The 24,347-nt window shown below is 73.2% G+C and carries 23 protein-coding genes and 1 pseudogene; 17 read left to right on the forward strand and 7 right to left on the reverse strand.

Going from position 1 to position 24,347, the window contains the following annotated elements; all coding sequences use genetic code 11:
* Positions 1-21 precede the first annotated feature (21 nt).
* Entirely contained in the window at positions 22-1,401 is a 1,380-nt protein-coding gene (gene egtB / locus LRS74_RS31690; RefSeq protein WP_277744232.1) for an ergothioneine biosynthesis protein EgtB, read from the reverse strand.
* A complete protein-coding gene (gene egtA, locus LRS74_RS31695) occupies positions 1,398-2,684 on the reverse strand; it encodes an ergothioneine biosynthesis glutamate--cysteine ligase EgtA (RefSeq protein ID WP_277745021.1) in 1,287 nt (428 codons plus the stop codon). The genes egtB and egtA overlap by 4 nt, the downstream gene beginning before the upstream one ends.
* A gap of 308 nt (positions 2,685-2,992) precedes the next feature.
* On the opposite strand from egtA, the gene LRS74_RS31700 reads away from it, so the two are divergent.
* From LRS74_RS31700 to LRS74_RS31735, 8 genes are all read left to right on the forward strand, one after another.
* Entirely contained in the window at positions 2,993-3,994 is a 1,002-nt protein-coding gene (locus LRS74_RS31700) for an NADPH:quinone oxidoreductase family protein (protein WP_277744233.1), read from the forward strand.
* The gene (locus LRS74_RS31705) at positions 3,991-5,292 is read left to right on the forward strand and encodes an acyl-CoA dehydrogenase family protein (protein ID WP_277744234.1); all 1,302 of its coding nucleotides are present in this window, start codon (positions 3,991-3,993) and stop codon (positions 5,290-5,292) included. Before LRS74_RS31700 ends, LRS74_RS31705 begins: the two co-directional genes overlap by 4 nt.
* On the forward strand, positions 5,289-6,572 hold the full coding sequence (locus LRS74_RS31710; protein WP_277744235.1) for an acyl-CoA dehydrogenase family protein: 1,284 nt from the start codon (positions 5,289-5,291) through the stop codon (positions 6,570-6,572). The genes LRS74_RS31705 and LRS74_RS31710 overlap by 4 nt, the downstream gene beginning before the upstream one ends.
* Before the next feature lie 118 nt (positions 6,573-6,690).
* Positions 6,691-8,280 (forward strand): ABC transporter substrate-binding protein, encoded by a 1,590-nt coding sequence (locus LRS74_RS31715; protein ID WP_277744236.1) that lies wholly within the window; start codon positions 6,691-6,693, stop codon positions 8,278-8,280.
* A 38-nt stretch (positions 8,281-8,318) separates the two neighbouring features.
* On the forward strand, positions 8,319-9,284 hold the full coding sequence (locus tag LRS74_RS31720) for an ABC transporter permease (RefSeq protein ID WP_277745022.1): 966 nt from the start codon (positions 8,319-8,321) through the stop codon (positions 9,282-9,284).
* Positions 9,277-10,296, forward strand: coding sequence for an ABC transporter permease (locus LRS74_RS31725; RefSeq protein WP_277744237.1), 1,020 nt, complete (start codon positions 9,277-9,279; stop codon positions 10,294-10,296). The genes LRS74_RS31720 and LRS74_RS31725 overlap by 8 nt, the downstream gene beginning before the upstream one ends.
* 158 nt (positions 10,297-10,454) lie before the next feature.
* A complete protein-coding gene (locus tag LRS74_RS31730; RefSeq protein ID WP_277745023.1) occupies positions 10,455-11,354 on the forward strand; it encodes an ABC transporter ATP-binding protein in 900 nt (299 codons plus the stop codon).
* Positions 11,347-12,027: an ATP-binding cassette domain-containing protein gene (locus LRS74_RS31735; protein WP_277744238.1), complete on the forward strand. Its 681-nt coding sequence runs from the start codon at positions 11,347-11,349 to the stop codon at positions 12,025-12,027. Before LRS74_RS31730 ends, LRS74_RS31735 begins: the two co-directional genes overlap by 8 nt.
* A 205-nt stretch (positions 12,028-12,232) precedes the next feature.
* Here LRS74_RS31735 and LRS74_RS31740 read toward each other — a convergent pair whose 3' ends face one another.
* Complete coding sequence (locus tag LRS74_RS31740; protein WP_277744239.1) at positions 12,233-12,910, reverse strand: UdgX family uracil-DNA binding protein; 678 nt, start codon at positions 12,908-12,910, stop codon at positions 12,233-12,235.
* A gap of 13 nt (positions 12,911-12,923) precedes the next feature.
* Positions 12,924-13,487, reverse strand: coding sequence for a hemerythrin domain-containing protein (locus LRS74_RS31745; RefSeq protein ID WP_277744240.1), 564 nt, complete (start codon positions 13,485-13,487; stop codon positions 12,924-12,926).
* A gap of 421 nt (positions 13,488-13,908) precedes the next feature.
* On the opposite strand from LRS74_RS31745, the gene ctaD reads away from it, so the two are divergent.
* The 5 genes from ctaD (at position 13,909) to LRS74_RS31770 (ending at position 18,707) form a co-directional block, all read left to right on the forward strand.
* Positions 13,909-15,639, forward strand: a complete 1,731-nt coding sequence (gene ctaD / locus LRS74_RS31750; RefSeq protein ID WP_277744241.1) for a cytochrome c oxidase subunit I — start codon at positions 13,909-13,911, stop codon at positions 15,637-15,639.
* Positions 15,636-16,022 (forward strand): hypothetical protein, encoded by a 387-nt coding sequence (locus tag LRS74_RS31755; protein ID WP_277744242.1) that lies wholly within the window; start codon positions 15,636-15,638, stop codon positions 16,020-16,022. The genes ctaD and LRS74_RS31755 overlap by 4 nt, the downstream gene beginning before the upstream one ends.
* A gap of 275 nt (positions 16,023-16,297) precedes the next feature.
* Positions 16,298-17,407, forward strand: coding sequence for a hypothetical protein (locus LRS74_RS31760; RefSeq protein WP_277744243.1), 1,110 nt, complete (start codon positions 16,298-16,300; stop codon positions 17,405-17,407).
* A 172-nt stretch (positions 17,408-17,579) separates the two neighbouring features.
* Positions 17,580-17,771, forward strand: coding sequence for a DUF2795 domain-containing protein (locus LRS74_RS31765; RefSeq protein ID WP_277744244.1), 192 nt, complete (start codon positions 17,580-17,582; stop codon positions 17,769-17,771).
* A gap of 126 nt (positions 17,772-17,897) precedes the next feature.
* Positions 17,898-18,707 carry an SDR family oxidoreductase gene (locus tag LRS74_RS31770; protein WP_277744245.1) on the forward strand — a complete coding sequence of 270 codons (810 nt, stop codon included), beginning with the start codon at positions 17,898-17,900 and terminating at the stop codon, positions 18,705-18,707.
* A gap of 381 nt (positions 18,708-19,088) precedes the next feature.
* Here the strand turns inward: LRS74_RS31770 and LRS74_RS31775 are convergent, their stop codons facing one another.
* Positions 19,089-19,616 (reverse strand): hypothetical protein, encoded by a 528-nt coding sequence (locus LRS74_RS31775; RefSeq protein WP_277744246.1) that lies wholly within the window; start codon positions 19,614-19,616, stop codon positions 19,089-19,091.
* Between the two features lie 511 nt (positions 19,617-20,127).
* Between LRS74_RS31775 and LRS74_RS31780 the strand changes: the two genes are divergently transcribed.
* From LRS74_RS31780 to LRS74_RS31795, 4 genes and pseudogenes are all read left to right on the forward strand, one after another.
* The gene (locus LRS74_RS31780) at positions 20,128-20,424 is read left to right on the forward strand and encodes a hypothetical protein (protein WP_277744247.1); all 297 of its coding nucleotides are present in this window, start codon (positions 20,128-20,130) and stop codon (positions 20,422-20,424) included.
* On the forward strand, positions 20,421-20,639 hold the full coding sequence (locus LRS74_RS31785) for a hypothetical protein (protein WP_347178179.1): 219 nt from the start codon (positions 20,421-20,423) through the stop codon (positions 20,637-20,639). Before LRS74_RS31780 ends, LRS74_RS31785 begins: the two co-directional genes overlap by 4 nt.
* 151 nt (positions 20,640-20,790) lie before the next feature.
* Positions 20,791-20,967, forward strand: a pseudogene (locus tag LRS74_RS33705) (DUF5133 domain-containing protein); the annotation flags it as partial.
* A gap of 245 nt (positions 20,968-21,212) precedes the next feature.
* Positions 21,213-21,407: a hypothetical protein gene (locus LRS74_RS31795; protein WP_144386043.1), complete on the forward strand. Its 195-nt coding sequence runs from the start codon at positions 21,213-21,215 to the stop codon at positions 21,405-21,407.
* 10 nt (positions 21,408-21,417) lie between these two features.
* Here the strand turns inward: LRS74_RS31795 and LRS74_RS31800 are convergent, their stop codons facing one another.
* Together LRS74_RS31800 and LRS74_RS31805 are read right to left on the reverse strand one after the other, a co-directional pair.
* Positions 21,418-22,809 carry a family 2B encapsulin nanocompartment shell protein gene (locus LRS74_RS31800; RefSeq protein WP_277744249.1) on the reverse strand — a complete coding sequence of 464 codons (1,392 nt, stop codon included), beginning with the start codon at positions 22,807-22,809 and terminating at the stop codon, positions 21,418-21,420.
* A gap of 101 nt (positions 22,810-22,910) precedes the next feature.
* The gene (locus tag LRS74_RS31805; protein ID WP_277744250.1) at positions 22,911-24,326 is read right to left on the reverse strand and encodes a family 2B encapsulin nanocompartment shell protein; all 1,416 of its coding nucleotides are present in this window, start codon (positions 24,324-24,326) and stop codon (positions 22,911-22,913) included.
* Between the last annotated feature and the right edge of the window lie 21 nt (positions 24,327-24,347).

Below are 24,347 nucleotides of genomic sequence, written 5' to 3' on the forward strand. Positions count from 1 at the left end.
CCCCTCGACGGGGTGTGGGCGTCAGGCATCGCGGGCCTCCCGTTCCGCGTCCCGCGCGGTGCGGAAGCCGGAGAAGATCTGCCGCCGGATGGGCAGGTCCCAGTTGCGGAAGGTGCCGCGGCAGGCGACCGAGTCCACGGCGAAGGAACCGCCGCGCAGCACCTTGTAGGTGCCGCCGAAGAAGACCTCGGAGTACTCGCGGTAGGGGAAGGCGGCGAAGCCGGGGTAGGGCAGGAAGTCGCTGGCCGTCCACTCCCACACGTCGCCGATCAGCTGTCGCACGCCCAGCGGCGAGGCGCCGCGCGGATAGCTGCCCACGGGGGCGGGCTGGAGATGGCGTTGGCCCAGGTTGGCGAGGTCGGGGGTGGGGTCGGCGTCGCCCCACGGATAGCGCCGGGAGCGGTCGGCGTCCGGGTCGTGCCGGGCGGCCTTCTCCCATTCCGCCTCGGTGGGCAGCCGGCGCCCGGCCCAGCGGGCGTAGGCGTCGGCCTCGAACCAGCTCACGTGCAGCACCGGTTCGGCCGGCGGCACCGGCTCGGTCACCCCGAAGCGGCGGCGCAGCCACTGGTCGCCCTCGCGGCGCCAGAACAGCGGCGCGTGCAGCCCGTGCTCGCGGATGTGGGCCCAGCCCTCGGCGGTCCACCACCGCTCCCGCTCGTAGCCGCCGTCCTCGATGAACCGCTGGTAGGCGGCGTTGCTGACCGGCACCGTGTCGATGTGGAAGCCCGGCACCTCGACGCGGTGCGCGGGGCGCTCGTTGTCCAGCGCCCAGGGCTCGGCGGAGGTGCCCATGGTGAAGGGGCCGCCGGGGACGAAGACCTCGGCGGGCAGCGCGGCGTCGACGGGCCCCGGCGGCGGGGGCGCGTGCAGGACGGCCGGGCCGCGCCGCAGCTGGTGGGTGATGAGCATGGTCTCGTCGTGCTGCTGCTCATGCTGGGCGATCATGCCGAAGGCGAAGCCCGCGTCGACCAGCGGATCGCCGTGCAGCGCGGCGCGCTCCAACACGTCCAGGACCCGGCCGCGCACCTCGCCGACGTAGCGGTGCGCCTCGTCGGGCGGCAGCAGGGGCAGCGAGGGGCGCGTGGCGCGGGGATGCTCGAAGGCGTCGTAGACCGAGTCGATCTCCGGGCGCAGCGCCTCCCGGCCGCCGACGGCGCGCAGCAGCCACTGCTCCTCCTGGTTGCCGATGTGGGCGAGGTCCCAGACCAGAGGAGACATCAGGGGGGAGTGCTGGGCGGTGAGATCGCGTTCGTCGACGCAGAGGGTGAGGGCGCGGGTGCGCTCGCGGGCGGTGCGCAGCGCGCGCTCGGCCCGCTCCCGTATGGCATCCGGATCGAGCGGTGCGGAGCCCTCGTGGGCCGCGGGCGTCTGGTGGGGGGTGGCGGCCTCGGGCGCGGTCATGGCCGGCGCTCCTTCCCAGTGGGGGCGGCCCCGGCGACGGGGGCCGTCAGATCGTCGGCCGGACATCGGCCACGGGCGACGTAGCGGTCGGTGAAGTCGGCGACGGCGGTGAGGATCCGGTCCGAGGCGCCGATGCGCGGCAGGGCCTCCAGGGCGGTGGCGAAGCAGCTGACGGCGGCGGCGTGCAGCTCGGGGTCGGTCAGGGCGTGCCGGGCGGCGTTGCGCCAGAGGGCGTTGCGCGGTGCCGGCGCGCCGCCGGCGGTCTCCGCCAGCGGCTTGACCACGCGGTAGACGGTCTCGGCCGCCTCGGGGTCGTCGAAGAGCGCGGCGGTGACGGCGAGCGGGACGATCCAGCCGTCCTGGCCCGACTGTGCGTCGATCATGCGCAGTTCGAGGTGTCCGCGCGGTCGGACCGGGGGGAAGAGGGTGGTGATGTGGTAGTCGAGATCCTCGATGTCCGGTGGCCGGGGCCGTCCGCGCCGCACCCACTGACGGAACGTCAATCCGTCGGCCAGCGGCCACGGTCCGTGGTCGGAGCGGATGAACATCACCGGCGCGTCCAGTACATACGCCGACCAGGCGGCGCGCGGATCGGCGCCGTCGGGCGGGGCGAGCGTGCGACCGGGGTCCATGGCGGCCCAGACGGCCTGCCGGGTCGAGCGGTAGCCGGTGGGAACCCCCTGCGCGAGGGGGGAGTTGGCGAACGCTGCGGTCAGCACCGCGCCCAACAGATGGGCCAGCCGCCAGCGCCGCCCCACCCCCAGCGGCCCCGGCTCGGCGTGGCCGGCGTCCACGCAGACCTGTACCGAGGCCGTGCAGCACATCATGGAGCGCCCGGCCGTTCCGAAGCGGTCGAAGTACCGCTCCATCGAGGCGTAGCGGTGGTCGGTGAGCACCCGGCGCGGCGGGTGCCAGGGGTTGTGGCCGTGGCCGGCGATGCCGAGCCCCACGCGGGCCAGCAGATCGCGCACCAGGGCCAGATCCGCGGAGGTGTCCGCCACACAGGCGGTGAGCGAGGCGCAGGGGCGGGAGCTGAGCTCCAGCTGGCCGCCGGGTTCGAAGGTGAGCGCGGAGCGCAGCGGCAGTTCGCGCAGCGCGGCCACCGCGGCGTGGAGCCGGGCGGGGGCGACGGGAGTCGCCGGGTCGCGCAGGTCGTGCATGAGCCATTCCAGCTCGATGCCGATGAATCGGGGTGGTCCGGTCTTGAAGCAGATGCCGCGCACATGGGCCTCCATGTCGGCCTCGGCGGGCGAGATCCCGCCCGTCCGCATCGCGGCGCGCATCGCCTTGTCCTCGGGCACAGCCATCTCCTGTCCCGTCCCGGTGATCGGCCCGCGGGGTGCGAGCCGGTATGCCGTCCTCCACCTAAACGTGCCATGGTCGCCGGGCTCAAGAGTGCCTACAGAGTTACACAAGAGTTCACGAGGCGCAGGGCGAGACAGCAGTCACACGTGCACCCTGGGTGACCGGCGGCGCCCCGGACGCTTCCGCGCACTCCGACGCGCCTGTTCCCCGGAGGCCGACCGACCGCTTAGTATGCCGCGCGGTGCGGCAACGCGCGCCACGAGGACCGCTTGTGGGAGGCCGTCTGATGCGGGCATGGCGAGTACACGAGAACGGCGAACCGCGCGAGGTGATGCGGCTGGAAGACGTGCCCGAGCCGGTCGCCGGCCCCGGCGAACTGCTGGTGCGGGTGCGGGCGGCCAATGTGAACTTCCCCGACGCGCTGCTGTGCCGCGGCCGGTACCAGGTGCGGCCACCGCTGCCGTTCACCCCCGGCGTCGAGCTGTGCGCCGAGGTGCTCGCGGTCGGCGAGGGGGCGCGGGGCGAGGTCGGGGCGCGCGTCCTGGCCACGCCCGTGCTGCCCGCGGGCGGCTTCGCCGAGCGCACGACCGTGTCCGCCGCGAGCGCGCTGCCGGCCCCGGAGACGCTGGACGACGCCGAGGCCGCCGCGCTCCACATCGGTTACCAGACCGGCTGGTTCGGGCTGCACCGCCGGGCCCGGCTCCAGGCCGGCGAGACGCTGCTGGTGCACGCCGCCGCCGGCGGTGTCGGCAGCGCCGCCGTGCAACTCGGCAAGGCGGCCGGGGCCACCGTCATCGGTGTCGTCGGCGGCGCCGAGAAGGCGCGGGTCGCCCGCGAGCTGGGCTGCGACCTGGTCGTCGACCGGCACGCCGAGGACGTCGTGGCCGCCGTCAAGGAGGCGACGGGCGGTCGGGGCGCGGACGTCGTCTACGACCCGGTCGGCGGCGCCGCCTTCACCCAGTCCACCAAGTGCGTGGCCTTCGAAGGCCGGATCGTGGTCGTCGGCTTCGCCGGCGGCACCGTCCCCACCCCTCCGCTCAACCACGTCCTCGTCAAGAACTACGCGATCCTCGGCCTCCATTGGGGGCTCTACCACACCCACGACCCGGCCGCGGTGCGGGCCTGCCACGACGCGCTGACCAAGCTCGCCGCACAGGGCGCCATCGCCCCGCTGGTGAGCGAGCGGGTCCCGTTGGAGGCGGCGGCCGACGCGGTCCAGCGGGTCGCCGACGGCGCCACCACCGGCCGCGTGGTCGTCGTCCCCGGCCCGACGGGGGAGGCGCGATGACCCACGATGACGCGATGGCCCACGGCGACCCGGGGACGGGTGGCTCGGCCGAGGCCGACGAGAACCTCCGGACGGGTGGCGGGGCCGACACCGACGGGTACGCCCGGCCGGGCGGCGGCACCGACGCCGACGAGGCGCGCCGCAGGGTGCGCGAGCTGCTGGCCGCCCATCCGCCCGAGACCACCCCTCGGCTCGCCTTCCTGCGCGCCCGCTTCGACGCCGGACTGGCCTGGGTGCACTACCCCGAGGGCCTCGGCGGACTGGGCGCGCCGCGCGCCCTCCAGGCCGTGGTGGACGCGGAGTTGGCGGCGGCCGGCGCCCCCGACAACGAGCCCCGTCGGATCGGGATCGGACTCGGCATGGCCGCCCCGACCATCCTCGGCTACGGCACCGACGAGCAGCGCCGTCGACTGTTGCGCCCGCTGTGGACCGGGGAGGAGGTGTGGTGCCAGCTGTTCAGCGAGCCGGGCGCCGGCTCCGACCTCGCCGCGCTCGCCACCCGTGCGGTACGGGACGGCGACGACTGGGTGGTGGACGGCCAGAAGGTGTGGACGTCCAGCGCGCACCTCGCCCGCTGGGCGATCCTCATCGCCCGCACCGACCCCGAACTGCCCAAGCACCGCGGCATCACGTACTTCGTCTGCGACATGACCCACCCCGGGGTCGAGGTCAGACCGCTGCGGCAGATCACCGGCGAGGCCGAGTTCAACGAGGTCTTCCTCACCGGGGTGCGGATCCCCGACAGCGCGCGGCTGGGCCCGGTCGGCGAGGGCTGGCGGGTGGCCCAGACCACCCTGATGAACGAGCGGGTCGCCATCGGCGGCGGCCACGTCCCGCGCGAGGGCGGCATGATCGGCATCGTCGCCGACACCTGGCGCGACCGCCCCGAACTCCGCACCCACGACCTGCATCAGCGCCTGCTGCGGCTGTGGGTGGAGGCCGAGGTCGCGCGGCTGGCGGGTGAGCGGCTCGGGCAGCGGCTCGCCCACGGCGAGCCGGGTCCCGAGGGGTCGGCCATGAAGCTCGCCTTCGCCCGGCTCAACCAGGAGATCAGCGGACTGGAGGTCGAGTTGCTCGGGGAAGAGGGCCTCGGCTACGACGACTGGACACTGCGCCGCCCCGAACTCGTCGACTTCACCGGGCGCGAGGCGGGCTACCGCTATCTGCGCGCCAAGGGCAACTCGATCGAGGGCGGCACCTCGGAGGTGCTGCTCAACATCGTCGCCGAACGGGTGCTCGGGCTGCCGCCGGAGCCACGCGCCGACAAGGACGTCCCATGGAAGGACCTGCCGCGATGAGCACGCCCCGATCCGAAGCGCCCCGACCCGAAGCGTCCCGTTCCGAAGCGTCCCGTTCTGAAGCGCCCCCTTCTGTAGCCCCCCGTTCCGACGCGCCCCGAGCCGCAGCCCCCCGCGCCGAGGCACTTCGCCCCGACGCGTCCCGGGCGGGGACTCCGCACCCCGCCGACCTGCTCTACTCCGAGGCCGAGGAGGACCTGCGGGCGGCCGTGCGGGCACTGCTCGACGATCGCTGCCCGCCGTCCGCCGTGCTCGCCGCGGCCGAGGCGGGCCGTCCGTACGACGCCCCGCTGTGGGACACGCTCGGCCGCGACATCGGCGCGGCCGGGCTGCTGGTGCCCGAGAAGCTGGGCGGCCAGGGCGCCACCGCGCGGGAGGCGGCCGTGGTCCTGGAGGAGCTCGGCCGCTCCGTCGCACCGCTGCCGTACCTCACCAGCGCCGTCCTCGCGGTGCGGACCCTGCTCGGCTGCGACCCGGAGACGGAGGAGGAGGTGCGGGGTCTGCTCGGCCCGATCGCCGCCGGCCGCGCCACCGCCGCCCTGGCCGTGCCGCTCTCCACCGCCCCCGGCGGCGCGCCGCGGCCGACCGTACGGGCGGACGTCGACGGGCGGCTCACCGGGCGGGTCACCGGCGTGGCCGGGGCGACCGGCGCGAGCACGCTGCTGGTCCCCGCCGACAGCGGGCTGTACGCCGTGGCCCCGGACGCCGCCGGGGTCCGGACCACCCCGGTCACCTCCCTGGACCTCACCCGCCCGCTCGCCACCGTCGACCTCGACCGGGCGGCCGCCCGGCGGCTGGCGCCGGCGGACCGCGCCGCGGCCGCGGTCGACCGCGCGCTGCTCACCGGCGCCGGGCTGCTCGCCTCCGAACAGCTGGGCCTCGCCGAGTGGTGCCTGGCGGAGACCGTGCGGCACACCCGCGAGCGACACCAGTTCGGCCGGCCCGTCGGCTCCTTCCAGGCGCTCAAGCACCGGATGGCCGCGCTCTGGCTGGAGCTGGTCTCCGCGCGGGCCGTGGCCCGCAACGCGGCCGACGCGCTGGCCACCGACAGCCCCGACACCCCGGTGGCGGTCGCGGTCGCGCAGGCGTACTGCGCCCGCGTCGCCGTGCACGCCGCCGAGGAGTGCGTCCAACTGCACGGCGGCATCGGGATGACCTGGGAACACCCCGCGCACCTCTACCTCAAGCGCGCCAAGAGCGCGGAGATCGCGCTGGGCACCCCCGGCCGGCATCGCGAGCGCCTCGCCCTCCTGGTCGACGTCCCGGCCCCCACCAGCTGAAAGGCCCAGGCCGGCACCGACCCGGAGCTTCCGGCCCGGTGCCGGCCCACCCCTCGCCGTGAGGTTTAATTGCAAACTGTTCGCAATAAAGCAAGATCTTCAGCAGGGGTGTGGGGGCATGACGGCCCGGACGATACGGACGGTGGCCGCCGCGGTGACGGCGGCGACTCTACTGGCGGGCGCCACGGCCTGCTCGACGCCGAGTGACGGCAAGGACGGTGGCACCGAGGCCCTCGTCGTCGGCATCGCCAACGAACCGGAGACCCTCAACCCCCTTCTCGGCTACGGCAAGGACGGCAACTCCAAGATCTTCGAGGGGCTGCTGCGCCACGACGCCGGGATGAGGCTCGTCCCCGCGCTCGCCGCCGCCCTGCCCAAGGTCACCGACGACGGCCGGACCTACACCTACACCCTCCGCCGGGGCGTGACCTTCAGCGACGGCGAGCCGCTGACCGCCGACGACGTGGTCTTCACGTACCGGACCATCCTCGACAAGAAGACCAACAACCCCTCCAAGGGGGAGCTGGACGCGATCGAGTCGGTCCGCGCCAAGGGCGACGACACCGTGGTCTTCACCCTGAAGTACCCCTACGCGGCCTTCGCCGAGCGCACCGTGCTGCCCATCGCCCCCGAACACGTCGCGGGCGGGCAGAACGTCAACACCGGGCCCTTCAACACCGCGCCCGTCGGCACCGGCCCGTACATGCTCACCCACTGGAGCAAGGGCGAGAAGATCAGCTTCAAGGCCAACCCGCACTACTGGGGCGGCACGCCGAAGGTGAAGAAGCTCACCATGGCGATCATCAAGGACGACGACATGCGCGCCACCCGGCTGCGCTCCGGCGACCTGGACGGCGCGATCCTGCCGCCCAACCTCGCCAAGACCTTCGCCAAGGACAAGAGCAAGCGGACCATCACCGCCAAGACCACGGACTTCCGCGCCGTCACCCTCCCCACCGACAACGAGGTCACCGGTGACACGGCGGTGCGCCGCGCCCTCGACCTCGCCGTGGACCGCCGCGCGATGGTCGCCGCCATCCTCGAGGGCGCGGGCACGGAGGCGTACGGCCCGGTGCCCGGGGGCAGCCGGTGGTTCGCCAAGGGCACCGAGCGCGCGAACGACCTCGCCAAGGCCCAGCGGATCCTGGACGAGGCCGGCTGGAAGCCCGGCGAGGACGGCGTCCGGGAGAAGGAGGGACAGCCCGCCGCCTTCACCCTCTGGTACCCCTCCGGCGACAAGCTCCGTCAGGAACACGCCCTCGCCTTCGCCGCCGACGCCAGGAAGGCCGGCATCAAGGCGACCGTGCAGAGCGGCACCTGGGAGGTCATCGAGCCCCGTATGAAGAACGACGCGGTGCTCGCCGGCGGCGGCAACCCCGCCGACCCGGACTTCGACCTGTACAATCTGCTCCACTCCTCCCTCGCCGGTGACGGCTTCAACAACATGGCGCGCTACGCCAACGCCGACGTCGACCGGGCCCTGGAGGAAGGCCGGCGCAGCGGCGACCAGGACGAGCGCAAGCGCGCCTACGACACCGTCCAGCGCGAGCTCGCGGACGACCCCGGCTATGTCTTCCTCACCCACGTCGACCACCGCTATGTGATGCGGGACGACTGGGACGGCCCGAGCACCCAGGTCGAGCCGCACGACCACGGCCTGGGCGCCGGCCCGTGGTGGAACGTCGAGGACTGGGCCCCGAAGAAGTGACGCCCCGCCAGACCGGCCCCCGGCTGCCCTGGGGGCCGATGGCGCGCATGGCGGGGCGGCGACTGCTGTTCGCCGTCCCGGTCCTGGCCGCCGTCACCTTCGGCGTCTTCGCCATCGCCGCCGCGTCGCCCTTCGACCCCGCGCACGCGTACGCGGGGTCGGCCGGGCTGAGCGCCGGCCAGGACACCCTCGACCAGCTCCGCGCCAACCTGCACGCCGACGACCCGTTCACCGTCCGCTGGTGGCGCTGGCTCACCGCCGCGCTCCACGGCGACCTCGGCGACTCCAGCGCGCTGCGCCAGCCCGTCTCCCAGGTCATCGGCGAACGCGTCGGCTGGTCCGTGCTGCTGTGCGCGGTCGCCTTCACGCTCGCCCTCGTCCTCGGCACCCTGCTCGGCGTGCTCGCGGCCCGCCGTCGCGGTGGCCTCCTGGACCGCGCGGTCACCGGCGCCGCGTACGCGCTCGAAGCGGCGCCGCCGTTCTGGATCGGGCTGCTCGCCGTCTGGTTCTTCGCGCTCAGGCTCGGCGTGCTCCCGGCCGGCGGCCTCACCGACACCGGCAGCGACGTCGTCACCGCGGACCAGGTCGCCCGCCATCTGGTGCTGCCCGCCGCCGTGCTGGCGGTCTCCCAGCTCCCGTGGTTCGTGCTGTACGTGCGGCAGGGTGTCGGCGACGCGCTGGAGGAGGACCCGGTGCGCGGCGCCCGCGCCCGCGGACTGAGCGAGCACACCGTGCTGCTCCGGCACGCCCTGCGCAGCGGACTGCTGCCGGTGCTGACCCTCGTCGGCTCCCGGGTGCCCGAGCTGATCACCGGGGCGCTGCTGGTGGAGACCGTCTTCAGCTGGCCGGGCATCGCCTCCGCCACCGTCGAGGCCGCCACCAGCGTCGACTTCCCGCTGCTGGCCGCCCTCACGGTGCTGGCCACCGCCGCCGTGCTGGCCGGCAACCTCCTCTCCGACCTGCTGTACGGACTGGCCGACCCGAGGGTGGGGTTCGATGGCTGACCGCCTCCCCCAGGAGCCGGCGAAGACCGCCGGCGCGCCCGACACGGTCTCCACCCCCGGCACCGTCTCGGCCCCCGGCACGGTGACCGCCCCCGGCACCGAGGCCGGGTTCGCGTCCACCGGGGCCGGGTTCGCGTCCGGCGCCGAGGCGCCGGTGGTCTGGCGTGACCGGGGCCGGGCGCGGGACGGCTTCCGTACGCTGCGTGTGCGGGTGTCGGCCGTGCTGGTCGGGGTCGTGGTGCTGGCGGTGCTGCTGGTGCCGGCGCTGGTGCCGCTGGACGAGCAGGCCGTCGATCTGACGTCCAAGCTGCTGCCGCCGTCGGCCGCGCACCCCTTCGGCACCGACGACGTCGGCCGCGACCTGCTGTTGCGCAGCGTCTACGGGCTGCGCGTCTCGCTGCTGGTGGGCGTGGTCGCGGCACTGGTCGCCACGCTCGTCGGCACCGCGATCGGCGCGCTCGCCGGGGCCCTCGGGGGCTGGGCCGACCGGCTGCTGATGCGGCTCGTGGACCTCTTCTCCTCGGTGCCCCATCTGCTGCTGGGCATCTTCGTGGTCGCCATGTTCCGGCCGGGTATCTGGCCGGTGATCGCCTCCGTGGCGCTGACCCACTGGCTGTCCACCGCCCGGATCGTGCGTGCCGAGGTGCTCTCGCTGCGCTCGCGCCCGTACGTCGACGCGGCGATCTCCGGAGGCGCCTCGCGCTGGCGCGTCGCGCTGCGCCATCTGCTCCCCGGTGTCGCCCCGCAGGCCGGTCTCGCCGCCGTGCTCATGGTGCCGCACGCCATCTGGCACGAGTCGGCGCTCTCCTTCCTCGGGCTGGGGCTGCCTGCCCACGAGGCGAGCCTCGGCACGATGGTGCAGAGCGCGCGCGGCTCGCTGCTCGCCGGTGACTGGTGGCCGACGCTCTTCCCGGGCCTGTTCATCATCGTCCCCACCCTCGCCATCGCCGGCCTCGCGGGCGCCTGGCGGGAGCGGATCAACCCGCGCCGGCGATCGGAGCTGATGCTGTGACGACCATGTCCCGGCGCCTCGCCGCGAAGGGGCGCCCCACGCCGGGAGCCCCCGCGAACAGTGCCGCCGCGAAGGGCGCCCCCGGGGGCGACGTCCCCCTCAAGGCGACGTCGGACGCCCCCGTGCTGAGCGTGCGCGACCTGTCCGTGCGCTTCCGGATGCGCGGCGGCCGGCATGTGGCGGCCGTGAGCGGGGTGAGCTTCGACCTGGCGGCGGGGGAGTGCCTGGCGCTGGTGGGCGAGAGCGGCTGCGGCAAGTCCGTGCTCGCCTCGGCGCTGCTCGGGCTGCTGCCCGGCAACGCCCAGACGGCGGGCAGCGCCCTGCTGGACGGGATCGACCTGCTCGCCGCCGACGAGCGCACCCTGGCCCGCACCGTGCGCGGCCGCCGGGTGGGCCTGGTACCGCAGAGCCCGGCCGCCCACCTCACTCCGGTGCGTACCGTGCGCGCCCACCTGGAGGAGACCGTACGGGAGCTGACCGGCACCGCGCGGGCGGAGCTGCGGGCCGCCGCCGAGGCGGCCGCCGCGCGGGCGGCGTTCCCCGCCGACCACCTGGACCGCTATCCGCACCAGCTCTCCGGCGGCCTGGCCCAGCGCGCCGCGACCGCGCTCGCCCTGGTCGGCGACGCGCCGCTGCTGCTCGCCGACGAGCCGACCACGGGGCTCGACCGCGACCTGGTGGAGCACACCGTCGACGAGCTGCGCCGGCACACCGACGACGGACGCGCGCTGCTGATCATCACCCATGACCTGGCGGCGGCGGAGCGGATCGCGGACCGGGTGGCGGTCATGTACGCGGGCCGCATCGTCGAGATCGCCGACGCGGCGGCCTTCTTCGGCACGCCCGGCCCCCGCCACCCGTACGCGCGCGGGCTGCTCGCCGCGCTCCCCGAACGGGACTTCACGCCGATCCCCGGCATGCCGCCGGAGCTCGGCGCGCTCCCCGCCGGCTGCGCCTTCGCCGCCCGCTGCGACCGGGCCACCGAGGTCTGCGGCACGCTCCCGGCGCCGCGCGACGGCGTCGCCTGCCACCACGCCATGGAGGCCGCCCGTGCTTGAGCTCCGCGAGATCACCGCCGGATACGACCGGCGCGCCCCCGTCGTCCGGGGCGTGTCGCTGAGCGTCGCCCCCGGCGAGGCGGTCGGGCTGCTCGGCCCCAGCGGCTGCGGCAAGTCGACGCTGGCGCGGGTCGCCGCCCTGCTGCACCGCCCGGACACGGGCACCGTCGTCCTCGACGGGGAGCCGGTGCGCGGCTGGCGCCACCGCGCCCCGCGCGCCCAGCGCACCGCCTACGGGGTGGTCTTCCAGCAGCCGCGGCTCTCCGCCGACCCGCGACTGTCGCTGCACGCCCTGATCGCCGAGCCGCTCCGCGCCACCGGCCGGCGCGCGGAGGCCGCCGCGCGGGTGGCCGAACTCGCCGACGCGGTGGGGCTCTCCGCCGAGCTGCTCGCCCGACGGCCGCACGAGGTGAGCGACGGACAGCTGCAACGCGCCTGTCTGGCGCGGGCCCTGGTGCTCCGCCCACGCTGGCTGGTCTGCGACGAGATGACCGCGATGCTGGACGCGTCGACCACCGCCGCGCTCGTCGCCGTGGTCGAGGAGTATCGCCGCGAGACCGGCGCCGGGCTGCTCGCCGTCGGCCACGACCCCGCGCTGCTGGACCGCTGGTGCGACCGCAAGGTCGCCTGGAATTCCCTGTTGGCAGACAGTTGCCGAGCTTCCCGCGGATGAACCTTCGGCCGATGTCCCCGCCCACATCGCCTCGTGAGAGTGCCTCCGCGTGGACGAGCTGCTGCCCGGCCCCGAGGGGCATGATCGGAGAGAAGGCGGCCGACCTGATCCGCCGCGGCGACTGACCGCGAGGACCAGGCGGCCGACAGAGGGGACGCGGCGCGCGTCGGGCCTGAGGCTCCACACCGGGCGGGCCGGTGCGTCGTCACAGCAGCCCGGCCGCCACCCTCAGGTCGGCCACCAGGCCCTGGTACACCGCCTCACGGTCGTCCGCGCGCAGCACGGCCGAGGGGTGGATGGTCGCCACCAGACACTCGCCCGACGGCGCGTAGCCGTCCACGGCCGGGCACGGCAGCAGCATCCCGCGCTGTCGCGTCACCCGGAACGAGGGGCCGAGCAGCGCCTTCCCGGCCGTGGCGCCGAGCGCGACGATCACCTCGGGGTCGACCAGCCGCAACTCGGCGCCGAGCCACGGCCTGCACGCCGTCAGCTCGTGCAGGTTCGGGGTCTTGTGGATACGGCGTTTGCCGCGCTCGGGGACGAGCGTGAACTTGAAGTGCTTGACGGCGTTGGTCACGTACGCCTGGTCCTGGTCGATCCCCGCCTCTTCCAGGGCGCGCGTCAGCACCCCGCCGGCCGGGCCGACGAACGGCCGCCCGCGCCGGTCCTCCTGATCGCCCGGCTGCTCGCCGACGAGGACGATCCGCGCACCGGCGTCGCCCTCCCCGAAGACCGTCTGGGTGGCCTCCCGGTGCAGCGGGCAGCCCCGGCACTCCGCGGCCGCCTTCCGCAGCGCGGCCAGCCCGCCCCTGCGCGGCACGAACGGCTCGGCGGAGTACGCCTCCTCCGGCTCCGCCCCGTCCTCACCCTCGACGTCCGCCATGGGTTTCCCGGGGTCAGCCCTGCCGACCGCGTCCGCTGAGCATGTCGCGTACGCGGTCGACCATGCCGGCCCCGGGAGCGAGGAGCTTGTTCGCGGGCGGGGTGTCGGGGGCCGCGGGGTGCGGCCGGGTCGGAGCCATCTTCTTGGCCCGCCGGATCTTGTCGCCCAGTTTGTCGAGGTCGCCGGCGGAGCAGGATTCGGACAGCAGCGGGAAGAGGCGACCCTCCTCGTCGGCGATGTGCGAGGTCACGGCCTCCTTCAGCCGGCTGATCAGCGCGTCGAAACGGTGCTCGTCCGCGTCGCAGCCCTCCAGCTCCTTGAGCATGCGTTCCACGGCGCTGTGGTCGTCGATCTCCTTGTCGGCCAGGTCGTCGCCGTCGTCCACGAAGCGGCGCACCGCGGGGTAGAGGTACTCCTCCTCCGCCACGGAGTGGCGCACCAACTCGATGGTCAGCTGATCGGCCAGGCGCCGCCGCTCGCCGTCTCCCGCCGGCAGTGCCCCGATCCGCTCGAAGAGCGACTCCACTTCGCGGTGGTCAGCAGTCAACTCCGCGATGACGTTTCCGCCGTGCCCCATGATCAGCCTGCTCTCTCGTTGTCTCCGGAGGGAAGTCCGCTTTTCCGCACGAGCTCTTTCGTCTCCTGCTGCGAGTCGCGTCGTACCGCACCTCGTGGGGGTGCCGACGGCACTCAGCCGCTATACCTCCCACCTTCCCCTGCCGGTGACCGCGCCCGGCCCGGCCTTCCACCCGGATGGACTCCTTTCGCCGGCCCCGGCGGCCAATTCGGCCGCAAGCGCGGACCGGTCGGTCTCGGCCCTGTCAATTCACGGAGATCGTTCACTCTGACGAGGGATGAGAAGAGAGCGCATCACCCGGACGCGCAGGGCGTTCGCGATCCACGCCGCGAGGACATGCCGTCATCATGAAGGGAAACCGCATCCCGATGTCCTCGGGTGACGCGATGGGGTGTTCGACCCACAGGAAGGCAGAGAACTCATGTCGACGACCGCGGAACACACGGCGGCCCCTGTTCGGGAGCGGCCCGGCATGGGAGCGATCATCGTCGATTGGGTGACGACCACCGACCACAAGAAAATCGGTCACCTCTATCTGATCACCTCATTCATCTTCTTTCTCTTCGGTGGAGTTCTCGCGTTGCTGATGCGGGCCGAGCTGGCGCGGCCCGGTGTGCAGATCATCTCCAATGAGCAGTTCAACCAGGCATTCACCATGCACGGCACGGTCATGCTTCTGCTGTTCGCCACGCCCACCTTCGCGGGGTTCGCCAACGCGGTCATGCCCCTGCAGATCGGATCCCCCGATGTGGCGTTCCCCCGGCTGAACATGCTGTCGTACTGGCTGTTCCTCTTCGGCGGGCTGATCGCCCTCGGTGGACTGGTGACCCCGGACGGCGGCCCGGACTTCGGATGGACCGCCTATACGCCGCTCAGCGGCGAGGTACGCACACCCGGGATCGGCGCCGACATGTGGATCATGGGGTTGGCGCTCGCGGGTTTCGGCACGATCCTCGGGTCGGTCAACTTCATCGCCACCATCGTGTGCATGCGCGCCCCCGGAATGACGATGTTCCGGATGTCCATCTTCACCTGGAACATCCTGCTGACGTCGATCCTGGTGCTGCTCGCCTTTCCGATCCTGGCCGCCGCGCTGCTCGTGCTGGAATCCGACCGCAAGTTCGGATCGCTGGTCTTCGCCCCCGAAAATGGCGGGGCCCTGCTGTGGCAGCACCTGTTCTGGTTCTTCGGCCATCCGGAGGTCTACATCATCGCGTTGCCGTTCTTCGGCATCGTCACCGAGATCTTTCCTGCGTTCTCCAGGAAGCCGATCTTCGGATACGCGGGCCTGGTGGGTGCCACCATCGCCATCGCCGGGCTCTCGGTCACCGTATGGGCGCACCACATGTTCGCCACCGGTGCCGTGCTCCTCCCGTTCTTCTCCTTCATGACGTTCCTGATCGCCGTGCCCACCGGAGTCAAGTTCTTCAACTGGGTCGGAACCATGTGGTCTGGGTCGCTCTCCTTCGAGACGCCCATGCTCTGGTCGGTGGGATTCCTGGTCACCTTCCTCTTCGGCGGTCTGACGGGAATCATCCTCGCCTCGCCGCCCATGGACTTCGAGGTCACGGACAGCTATTTCGTCGTCGCCCACTTCCACTACGTGGTCTTCGGGACCGTCGTCTTCGCCACCTTCGCGGGCTTCTATTTCTGGTGGCCCAAGATGACGGGCAAGATGCTGGACGAAAGGCTGGGGAAGATGCATTTCTGGACCCTGTTCATCGGCTTCCACACCACGTTCCTGGTCCAGCACTGGCTCGGCGCGGAGGGAATGCCCCGCCGCTATGCCGACTACCTTGCCGTCGACGGGTTCACCACCCTCAACTCCCTGTCCACCATCGGTTCCTTCCTCCTCGGCCTGTCCACCCTTCCGTTCCTCTACAACCTCTGGAAGACCGCCAAGTACGGCAAGAAGGTCGAGGTCGACGACCCGTGGGGCTACGGCCGCTCACTGGAGTGGGCCACCTCCTGCCCACCCCCCAGGCACAACTTCCTCACCCTGCCCCGGATCCGCAGCGAGTCACCCGCCTTCGACCTGCACCACCCGGACGTGGCCGCCCTGGAGCGCTTGGAGAACGTCTCCTACCGAGACGTCGTCGAACCCGGGAAGGGCCTGGCGCCGCCGCTGGGAGACGAGGAGCGGGGGAAGTGACGCGCCGGACGCGCCGGGCGCGCCAGACGCGGCGGCGGGAGGCGGCGGCCGACGCGCCGAGGGGACTCGCCCAGCTGGAGACGTATGTGTACTGCCAGGGCGAGATCGGCAACGCGCGAAAGGAAGCCGAGGCGTTCGCCCGGGGCATGCCCTGGCTCACCGCCGCGCAGCACGAGGAGGTCGTGCGCCGCTTCGCGAAGGCACGCCTGGAGCTCTCCCGCACCCTGCTGCGTGAGCTCGCGCAGCGACGCGAGGACCTGGGACGCGAGTACGCGGCCCGCTACGAGGCGCTGCAAGGCCGGCTGAAGTCGCTCTGCGCCGGGGTGCTGATCAGCGTGTCCTTCCTGGCCACTGGCATCGCGCTCGTCATGACGCTGCGCTGACCCGCTCGTAACGCCCCACCGGCGGGCGGCCGGACGCAGTCCGCCGCCCGCCGCGCCGGCCCCCGCACGCGGCGTCGAAGACCCCCGGAGACAGCGGTCGCCGTGGGGTGCCGGGACCGGAGCGGCCTTCGTCGTGCGCGGGTCCGAAGGACGTGCGAGCGTGGAAGGAGGGGCGCCGGCGCCGGGAGCGGAGGCGCCTTCGACGGCCTCTTCGACGGCTCGCTTCGGCGGGCTGGAGAGGACGGGCCGTGGTGGTCAGGGACGGGGAGGTTTCCGTGCAGCTGTCCTTCCTCGATCGGCTCTACGAGCAGCCCGGTCCCTGGGCCAGCGTGTATCTGGACACCTCGCGGGACATCGACGACCCGGACAAGGCGATCGCCCTGCGGTGGCGGCACCTGCGCGACGAGCTGGTGGCCGGTGGCGCGGACGCGGCGACCGTCGACGCCCTGGCGGACGCGGCAGGCGCCGACCGCGAGGTGGCGGGACGGCACGGTCAGGCGCTGTTCGCGACGCGTGGACGGCTGGTGCTGGTCGAGGAGTTGCCGGAGCCCCCGCCGCGCGACGTGGCGCGCTTCGGACCGCTGCCGCACGCCCTGCCCGTGGCCGTGCAGTACGCGCCCGACATCCCCTACACGGCCATCGTGCTCGAACGGCTGGTGCCCCCGGACGCCGACGGGACGGAAGAGGTGGTCGTGGAGGTGGAGAGCGGACGCTGGCCGATGAGCCGGGCCCTCCCGGGCCCGTCGGACCTCCTCCGGGTCGCGGTCGAGGACTGGCGGCTGGAGCTGCCGGGCATCGTCCGGCACCTGGCGGAGCTGGCCGGCCAGGCGGACGCGGAGGCGATCGTGGTCGGGGCCGATCCGGGCAACGAGCGGCTTCAGGGAGCGCTGGTCAACCGCCTTTCCGCACGGGTGCCCCACGGCCGGCGCGTCGTCCGGAGCGTCGCCGCCACGGACCCGACGCCGTCTCCGCCCGAGAGCGGGCGCGCCCTGCTGGAACAGGAACTGAGCGAGCTGCTCACCGGCCGTCTGAGGGAGTCCGACCACGAGCGGCTGGAGCGCTACCAGGCGCAGCGGGCACGGCGCCCGGACACCTCGGAGGGCATGGGCGCCGTGGTCACCGCCCTGCAGCGCGGCCAGGCCGACACCGTGCTGCTCAACGACCCCCCGCGGCTCCCCTCGCCTCTCTTCGTCGGCACCGAGCCGGCGCAGATCGCCTCGGCGCCCGGCGAGCTGGAGGCGTTCGGGTCCTCCACCATCCGGGAGGAGGACGCGGGAGACGCCCTGCTGTGGTCCACCGTGGGCACGGGCGCCCAACTGACCGTGGTGCCCCAGGACACGCTGGCGTTGCGCGACGGTGTCGGGACACTGCTGCGCCACGGATGAGGCGGCCGGCACACCGCGCGGCACGCCGTATGTGCCGTCGCCCTCCAGACCTCGTGGCCGGGATCGTCCACGAGACATGGGAAACGGGAAACCAGAAGGCAAACGACAAACGGCGAAGCAGACAAGGAAAACCCGAGCCAGACAAGGGAAATCGAGCGCAAAGGAGCGAAGCATGGCCGCCACCGACCCCAGCCAGGTGCAGAAGGCCCTCAGGGGAGCCCACTACCCCAGCGACAAGCGCGAGCTGGAGCAGCTGGCCAAGAAGAACGGAGCCGATCAACAGATCGTCAAGAAGCTCCACGACGCGAAGCGGGACCGCTTCGACAGCCCCGCCCAGGTCCAGGAAGAGATCTTCGGCTCCTGAACCGAGGGGCGTCCGCGTCCCGGAGCCCGCCCGTCGGGCCCCGGGACCGGCACGCCCGGCTGTCCGGGCGTGCCGCGCCCGGACGGCCGTGGCCCACGACCTCACCGCCAGGGAAGGAGAGGCCCGATGACGACGGGTACCCGTGCGGCGCACCCCGTGGCCGTGGTGACGGGGGCCGACTCCGGAATCGGCCGGGCCACGGCCGTCACGCTCGCCGACCAGGGCATGGACATCGGCGTCACCTGGCACAGCGACCACCCCGGCGCGGAGCGGACCGCCGCGGAGGTGCGGGCCCTGGGCCGGCGCTGCGAGCTGGAGCGGATGGACCTCACCCGGCTGCCGGAGGACACCGCCGCGATCGACCGGCTCGCCGACCGGCTGGGCCGGATCGACGTCCTCGTCAACAACGCCGGCACGGGGACGGCCACCGCCTTCCTCGACCTCGACCCCGACACGGTGCGGGAGGTCCTCGACGTCGACCTTTTCGGCCCGTTCCTGTGCGGACAGCGTGCCGCCCGTCGCATGATCCGGCAGGGCGACGGCGGGCGCATCATCAACGTCACCAGCGTCCACGAGCACCAGCCGCGCGTCGGCGCCGCGCCGTACTGCGCGGCCAAGGGCGGTCTGGGGCTGCTCACCCAGGTGATGGCGCTCGAACTCGCCGGACACCGGATTCTGGTGAACGCGGTGGCCCCGGGCGAGATCGCCACCCCGATGACCGGTCAGGAGGACGTCGACGTGACGACCGTCCACCGTCCCGGTGTGCCGTTGGGCAGGCCGGGTGACGCCCGGGAGGTGGCCGCGGTGATCGGCTTCCTGGCGGGGGAGCGGGCCGGTTACGTCACCGGCGCCTCATGGGCCGTCGACGGCGGGATGCTGCGCATGGGGCCCATGGCCGGTTCGCATCTGCCCGACGACTCCTGGCGCCGCCCCTGACCCTCCGGCGTCCCGGGGCCGGTCCCCGGGCCGCCGTTCGCGCCGCCGGCCGGCCCACGGCGCGGCGTTTCGCGTGCCGACTGGTCCACCGCGCGGTGGTTCGAAGGTGCCAGCCGTTCCCCGGCATGGCCTCGGCGTGGCTTTGTCGGGTGCTGGGCCGGTCCACCGTGCGGCTTTTCGCGTGCCGGTCGGACCCACCGCGCGGCGCCCCGGTTCACCACGCGGTGCTCCCCACCCACCATGCGAGGTTCCGGCGTGCCGGCGGCCGCCGACCGGCGTCCGGTCCACGACAGGCTCGGGACACCGCCGGGAGGCCGGAGGAGACGACACCCGGACACCGGACTTGTGCCCGCCGGCCGGGCTCGCCGACGCGCCCGCCCGTCAGGGCCGCGAGACGCCGGCCAGCCCCGTGTCGAGCCGGTCCACCAGCTCGTCCCGGTACAGCCGGGAGACCTGGTCGAGCAGGTCGGGGTGGCGCAGCAGACCGGCGGCGGCCTGGTCCCCCTCGTCGGGGGCCGTCAGCCGGCGGAACGCCACGGCGGTCACCGAGTCGTGCTCGCTGCCCGCCGCGGCGACGACCGCCGCGTCGGCCAGCGTGGGCTCGGTGAGCAGACAGGCGGCCCAGCTCGCCACGGCCTCGTCCACCCAGGAGCGCCACGCCTCCTCCGCGGACTCGGGCGTCGGGTGCCCGCCCACCAGCCCGTCCAGCCGATGCGACCCGCCCGGGCCCAACAGGGACACCAGACCGACGTCCAGCGAGGTCGGATAGCGCAACCAGGCGGCGACCGTCACCGCCTGACGGGCCTGGGCCTCGGCGAGGGCCGCGCTCAACGGGCCGCCGACGGGTGGGTAGGCGCGTAGCAGCCACCGGGTGGTGGCCGCTATGACCGAGGTGAGTTCCACCGGCATGGTGCGACGGTTCTCCTTCCTGCCCGGGCCTGTGCGGCGGCGGGTGCGAGGGCGATGGGACGGCCGCGTACGGCGGTGCCCGTCAGGAGTGGCAGTGGGGACGTCGAGAACTTCGTGGAGAGCCCGGCAGGCTCGGACAGCGGAGTCGGCGCGACCTGGTCACCGGCGGACGCCGGGCAGGTGCCGAGTTCGGTCGGTGCTGCGCGGAGGGCCCGCACTGCCGAGGCACTCCCGTCAGCAGCCCACATCCTCACAGAATCGGCGGCGCGGTGGCGTCCGGATCCGTCGCGGGAGGCGCCCGGGAGCCCGTGGAGCCCTTGGCCCGCAAGGGAGAGGCGGAGCCCGGTGAGGTTGACCACAGGACCACCGCGGAGGCCGGGTTGTGGAGCAGGTCACTCCGACGCACCGGCGGGACTCCGCCCTGCGATTTCCCGGGTCTACGGGAAGAATTCATCCCGATTTGCCGGTATGCACGGCGATCCACCGGAGCATCGTCGAAGGAGCGGTTCCCATGCCGGGCTCCCGTCGGCGGCCACCACGCGGCCGCACCTCCGTGAGCGAGCCCGGCCGCACCGGCCCATACGCCGGATCCGGCCCGTACGCCAGGACCGGCGGCACCGCCCCGTACGCCGGAACCCGCCGCCCCGGCCCGTACGCCAAGGCCAGCCCGTACGCGGGGGCTGGCCGCACGGCCCTCGGTGCCGGGACCGGCCGCTCCGGCCCGTACGCCAAGGCCAGCCCGTATGCCGGGTCCGGCGGCACCGGCCCGTGCGCCAAGGCCGGCCCGTACGTCGGGGCCGGCCGGTGACCGGTCGAGGCGGCGGGAGTCGCCCAGAGACCCGTCCCCGCATCCTGGTGCTGCGCGCCCTGGGGCTCGGCGACCTGCTGACGGCGGTTCCCGCGCTGCAGGCGCTGCGCCGCGCCCACGCGGACCACGCGCTGGTGCTCGCGGCCCCTCGCCGGCTGACCGGAGCGGCACGGTCGACCGGCCCGGTGGACCGGGTGCTGCCCACCGCCATGTGACCGACTGCTGCGCCCCGGTCGCACACCGCAGCGACGCCGACGGCCACCGGTTGCCGTCCGGCGGGTTCGGGAGTTTCGTGGAGAGAACGCCCAGCGGGGTGGCGTGCAGTCCGCCCGCCCCGCGCACGGCCCGCGGCGAAGGGAGCCCCCCATGCTGATGGCCCACCCCACCGTGCTCCGCGAGCTCATCGAGCGGTACGAGGCACTGCAGGACCTGCCGCACAGCCCCCAGGTGCGGCAGAGGACGGCCGATGTCGTCTACACGCTGTGTGTCTCGACCGGCACCCGTACCGCCGGCGCGGCCCTCGCCACCGCGCGCGACCACCTGCGGCGGGCTTCCGTACGAGAGGTCCGAGAGGTCCGAGAGGTCGGTCCCCGGTCTCTGACGAGGGAGAGTGACGCCGGCGGCGCGGGCGAGCCGCCCCGGCCCGCGCGGGCCGTCGGTATCGAACCGGCGATCTGCACCCGTCCGGAGTAGCCCGCCTGCCGCTGTGGCGGGCCCTCCGTGAGCGACACTGGCGGCTGATCCTTACCCATGGATCCCACCCACCGTCGCCGCCGAGGAGGCCCGCCATGGCCATTTCCATCTCCGTGGTCCTGCTGCTGCTGGTCCTCGCGGTGGTCTTCCTGCGCAGCGGTGGCCTGCGCGTCTCGCACGCCATCGTCTGCGTGCTGCTCGGCTTCTACCTCGCCAGCAGCAGCCTGGCGCCGACCATCTCCGAGGGCCTGGCCGCCACGGCGGACGTGGTGAGCAGCGTACGGCCCTGAGCGACGCCGCTCAGCGGCCGATCTCGACCCCCTCCAGCACACCGAGCGCGTCCGGCACCAGGATCGCCGCCGAGTAGTAGGCGGAGACCAGATAGGACGTCACCGCCCGCTCGCTGATGCCCATGAAGCGCACGTTCAGACTCGGCTCGACCTCGTCCGGGATGCCGGTCTGGTGCAGCCCGACCACGCCCTGGTCCTCCTCGCCGGTGCGCATCGCCAGGATGGAGCTGGTGCCGGTCTCGCTGATCGGGATCTTGTTGCAGGGCAGCAGCGGAACGCCGCGCCAGGCCCGCACCGACGCCCCCATGAAGTCCATCCCCTGCGGGTAGACGCCCCGCTTGTTGCACTCCCGGCCGAAGGCGGCGATCGCGCGGGGGTGCGCCAGGAGGAAGCGCGTCTTGCGGCGCCGGGCCAGCAGCTCGTCGAGGTCGTCGGGGGTGGGCGGGCCGCTGCGGGTGTAGACGCGCTGCTTGAGGTCGGCGTTGTGCAGCAGCCCGAACTCGGTGTTGTTGACCATCTCGTGCTCCTGGCGCTCCCGTAGCGCCTCGATGGTCAGCCGCAGCTGCTGTTGCAGCTGGCTCATGGGGTCGTTGTAGAGGTCGGTGACGCGGGTGTGGACCCGCAGTACGGTCTGCGCCACACTCAGCTCGTACTCCCGGGGGGCCAGTTCGTAGTCCACGAAGGTGCCGGGCAGCAGCGGCTCTCCGGCATGGCCGGAGGTGATGGTGATGTCGGCCTCGCCGCGCCGGTTCCGCGGCGGCTCCGGTCGTCGCTCCACGCCCTCGATGTGGGAGCGCAGCACCCCGGAGCGGTCGGCCAGCTCCTGGAAGGCATCCCGGGACAGCGCCAGCACGGTGGTGCGGGTGACGGCCTTGACGGTGTACTCCCACACCCGCTCCGGCCCGGTCAGCGACTCGTCCCCGACGTAGTCCCCGTCCGCGAGCACGCCCAGCGAGTGCGCCTCGTCGTACTCCCCGGGGCTGAGCTTGTCGACCTTGCCGTGGGCGATCAGGAGCACCTCGTTGGCCGGTCGTCCGGCCTCGGCGAGCACATCGCCCGGCGCGTACTGGCGCTGGATGAACCGGTCGGCGAGGTCCTCCAGCACACCGTGGTCCTCGAAGCCCCGCAGCAGCGGGAGTTCGGCCAGCTCCGGCGGGATGACCCGGACGTCCGGGCCGGTGGTGATGAACTCCACCCGCCCGTCCCCGACCGTGTAGGTCAACCGGCGGTTCACCCGGTACGTACCGGCCGAGACCTGCACCCAGGGCAGCACCCGCAGCAGCCACCGGGAGGAGATGCCCTGCATCTGCGGAGCGGACTTGGTCGTTGTGGCGAGATTGCGCGCTGCCGAGGTACCGAGGCTCAGCTGCGGCTCGCCGGCGGGCTCCACGGACGTCGTCATAAGAGGTCTTCACCCATTTCTGTGCGGTACGAAGCTCTGTGCGGTACGAAGCGGAGGTGAGTCCTTGAAAAGCGCGAGGAAAGAGCGGACTGCGGCTCCCGTCAGTTCCCGACTTCGACGTTCTCGAGAATTCCGAGGGCGTCGGGGACGAGCACGGCGGCGGAGTAGTAGGCGCTGACCAGATACGAGATAATGGCCTTGTCGCTGATCCCCATGAAACGCACCGTCAACCCCGGCTCGTATTCGTCCGGAATCCCGGTCTGGTGCAGTCCGACGACGCCCTGGCGCTCCTCGCCGGTGCGCATGGCGAGAATCGAGCTGACCCCGCTCGGGCTGACCGGGATCTTGTTGCACGGAAAGATCGGGACGCCGCGCCAGGCCGGCACCGCGTGGCCGCCCACGTCGGCGCTCTGCGGCGCCAGACCGCGCCTGTTGCACTCCCGACCGATGGCGGCGATGGCGCGCGGGTGAGCCAGGATCAGCCCCGGCTCCTTCCAGACCGTGGCCAACAGCTCGTCCAGGTCGTCGGGGGTGGGCGGCCCGCTGCGGGTGTGGATCCGCTGCTTCAGGTCCGCGTTGTGCAACAGGCCGAAGCTCCGGCTGTTGACCATCTCGTGTTCCTGGCGCTCGCGCAGCGCCTCGACGGTCAGCCGCAGCTGCTGTTCGAGCTGGTTCATCGGGTCGTTGTAGAGGTCGGCGACCCGGGTGTGCACCCGCAGCACGGTCTGCGCCACGCTCAGCTCGTACTCCCGCGGCGAGGTCTCGTAGTCGGCGAAGACGCCGTCGAGGGAGGGCTCGCCGACGTGCCCGGAGGCGATGGCGATATCGGCCTCGCCGTGCTGGTTCTGCGAGGGTGTCGGCGCGTTCCGATACGCCTCGACGTGTGCCCGCAGTCCCTCCGCGCGGGCCTGGAGCGCCAGGAACTCCTCCCGCGTCAGCGTCAGCACGGTCGCGGAGGTGGCGGCGCGCGCGGTGAACCGCCAGGTGCCGGCGTCGGTCGCGGCCAACTCCTGGTCGCCGAGGTAGTCGCCGTCGGCGAGCGAGCCGAGCACGGTGGGCTCGTCGTACTCGCCCACGCCCAGCTTCTCGATCTTGCCGTGGGCGATCAGGACCACCTCGTCGGCCGGCTCCCCGGCCGCCACCAGCACCTCGCCGGGGGCGAGTTCGCGCTGCCGGAAGCGGTCCGCGAGCGCGGTCAGCACCTCGGTGTCCTCGAACCCGCGCAGCAGCGGCAACTCGCGCAGCTCCACCGGGATGACCCGGACCTCGGCCCCGGTGGCGACGAACTCCACCCGCCCGTCGCCGAGCGTGTGCGTCAGCCGTCGGTTGACCCGGTACGTGCCGCTGGAGACCTCCACCCAGGGCAGCAGCCGCAGCAGCCACCGCGAGGTGATGCCCTGCATCTGCGGCACGGTCTTCGTCGTCGTGGCCAGGTTCCGCGCCGCGGCCGTGCCCAGGCTCAACCGCGGCTGCGTCATGTTTTCGGCGCCGGACCGGGATTCCGCCGAAGTCGTCATGGAGAAAGCCCACCCACCCTT

The sequence above is a fragment of the Streptomyces sp. LX-29 genome, from assembly GCF_029541745.1.
Classification (GTDB): domain Bacteria; phylum Actinomycetota; class Actinomycetes; order Streptomycetales; family Streptomycetaceae; genus Streptomyces.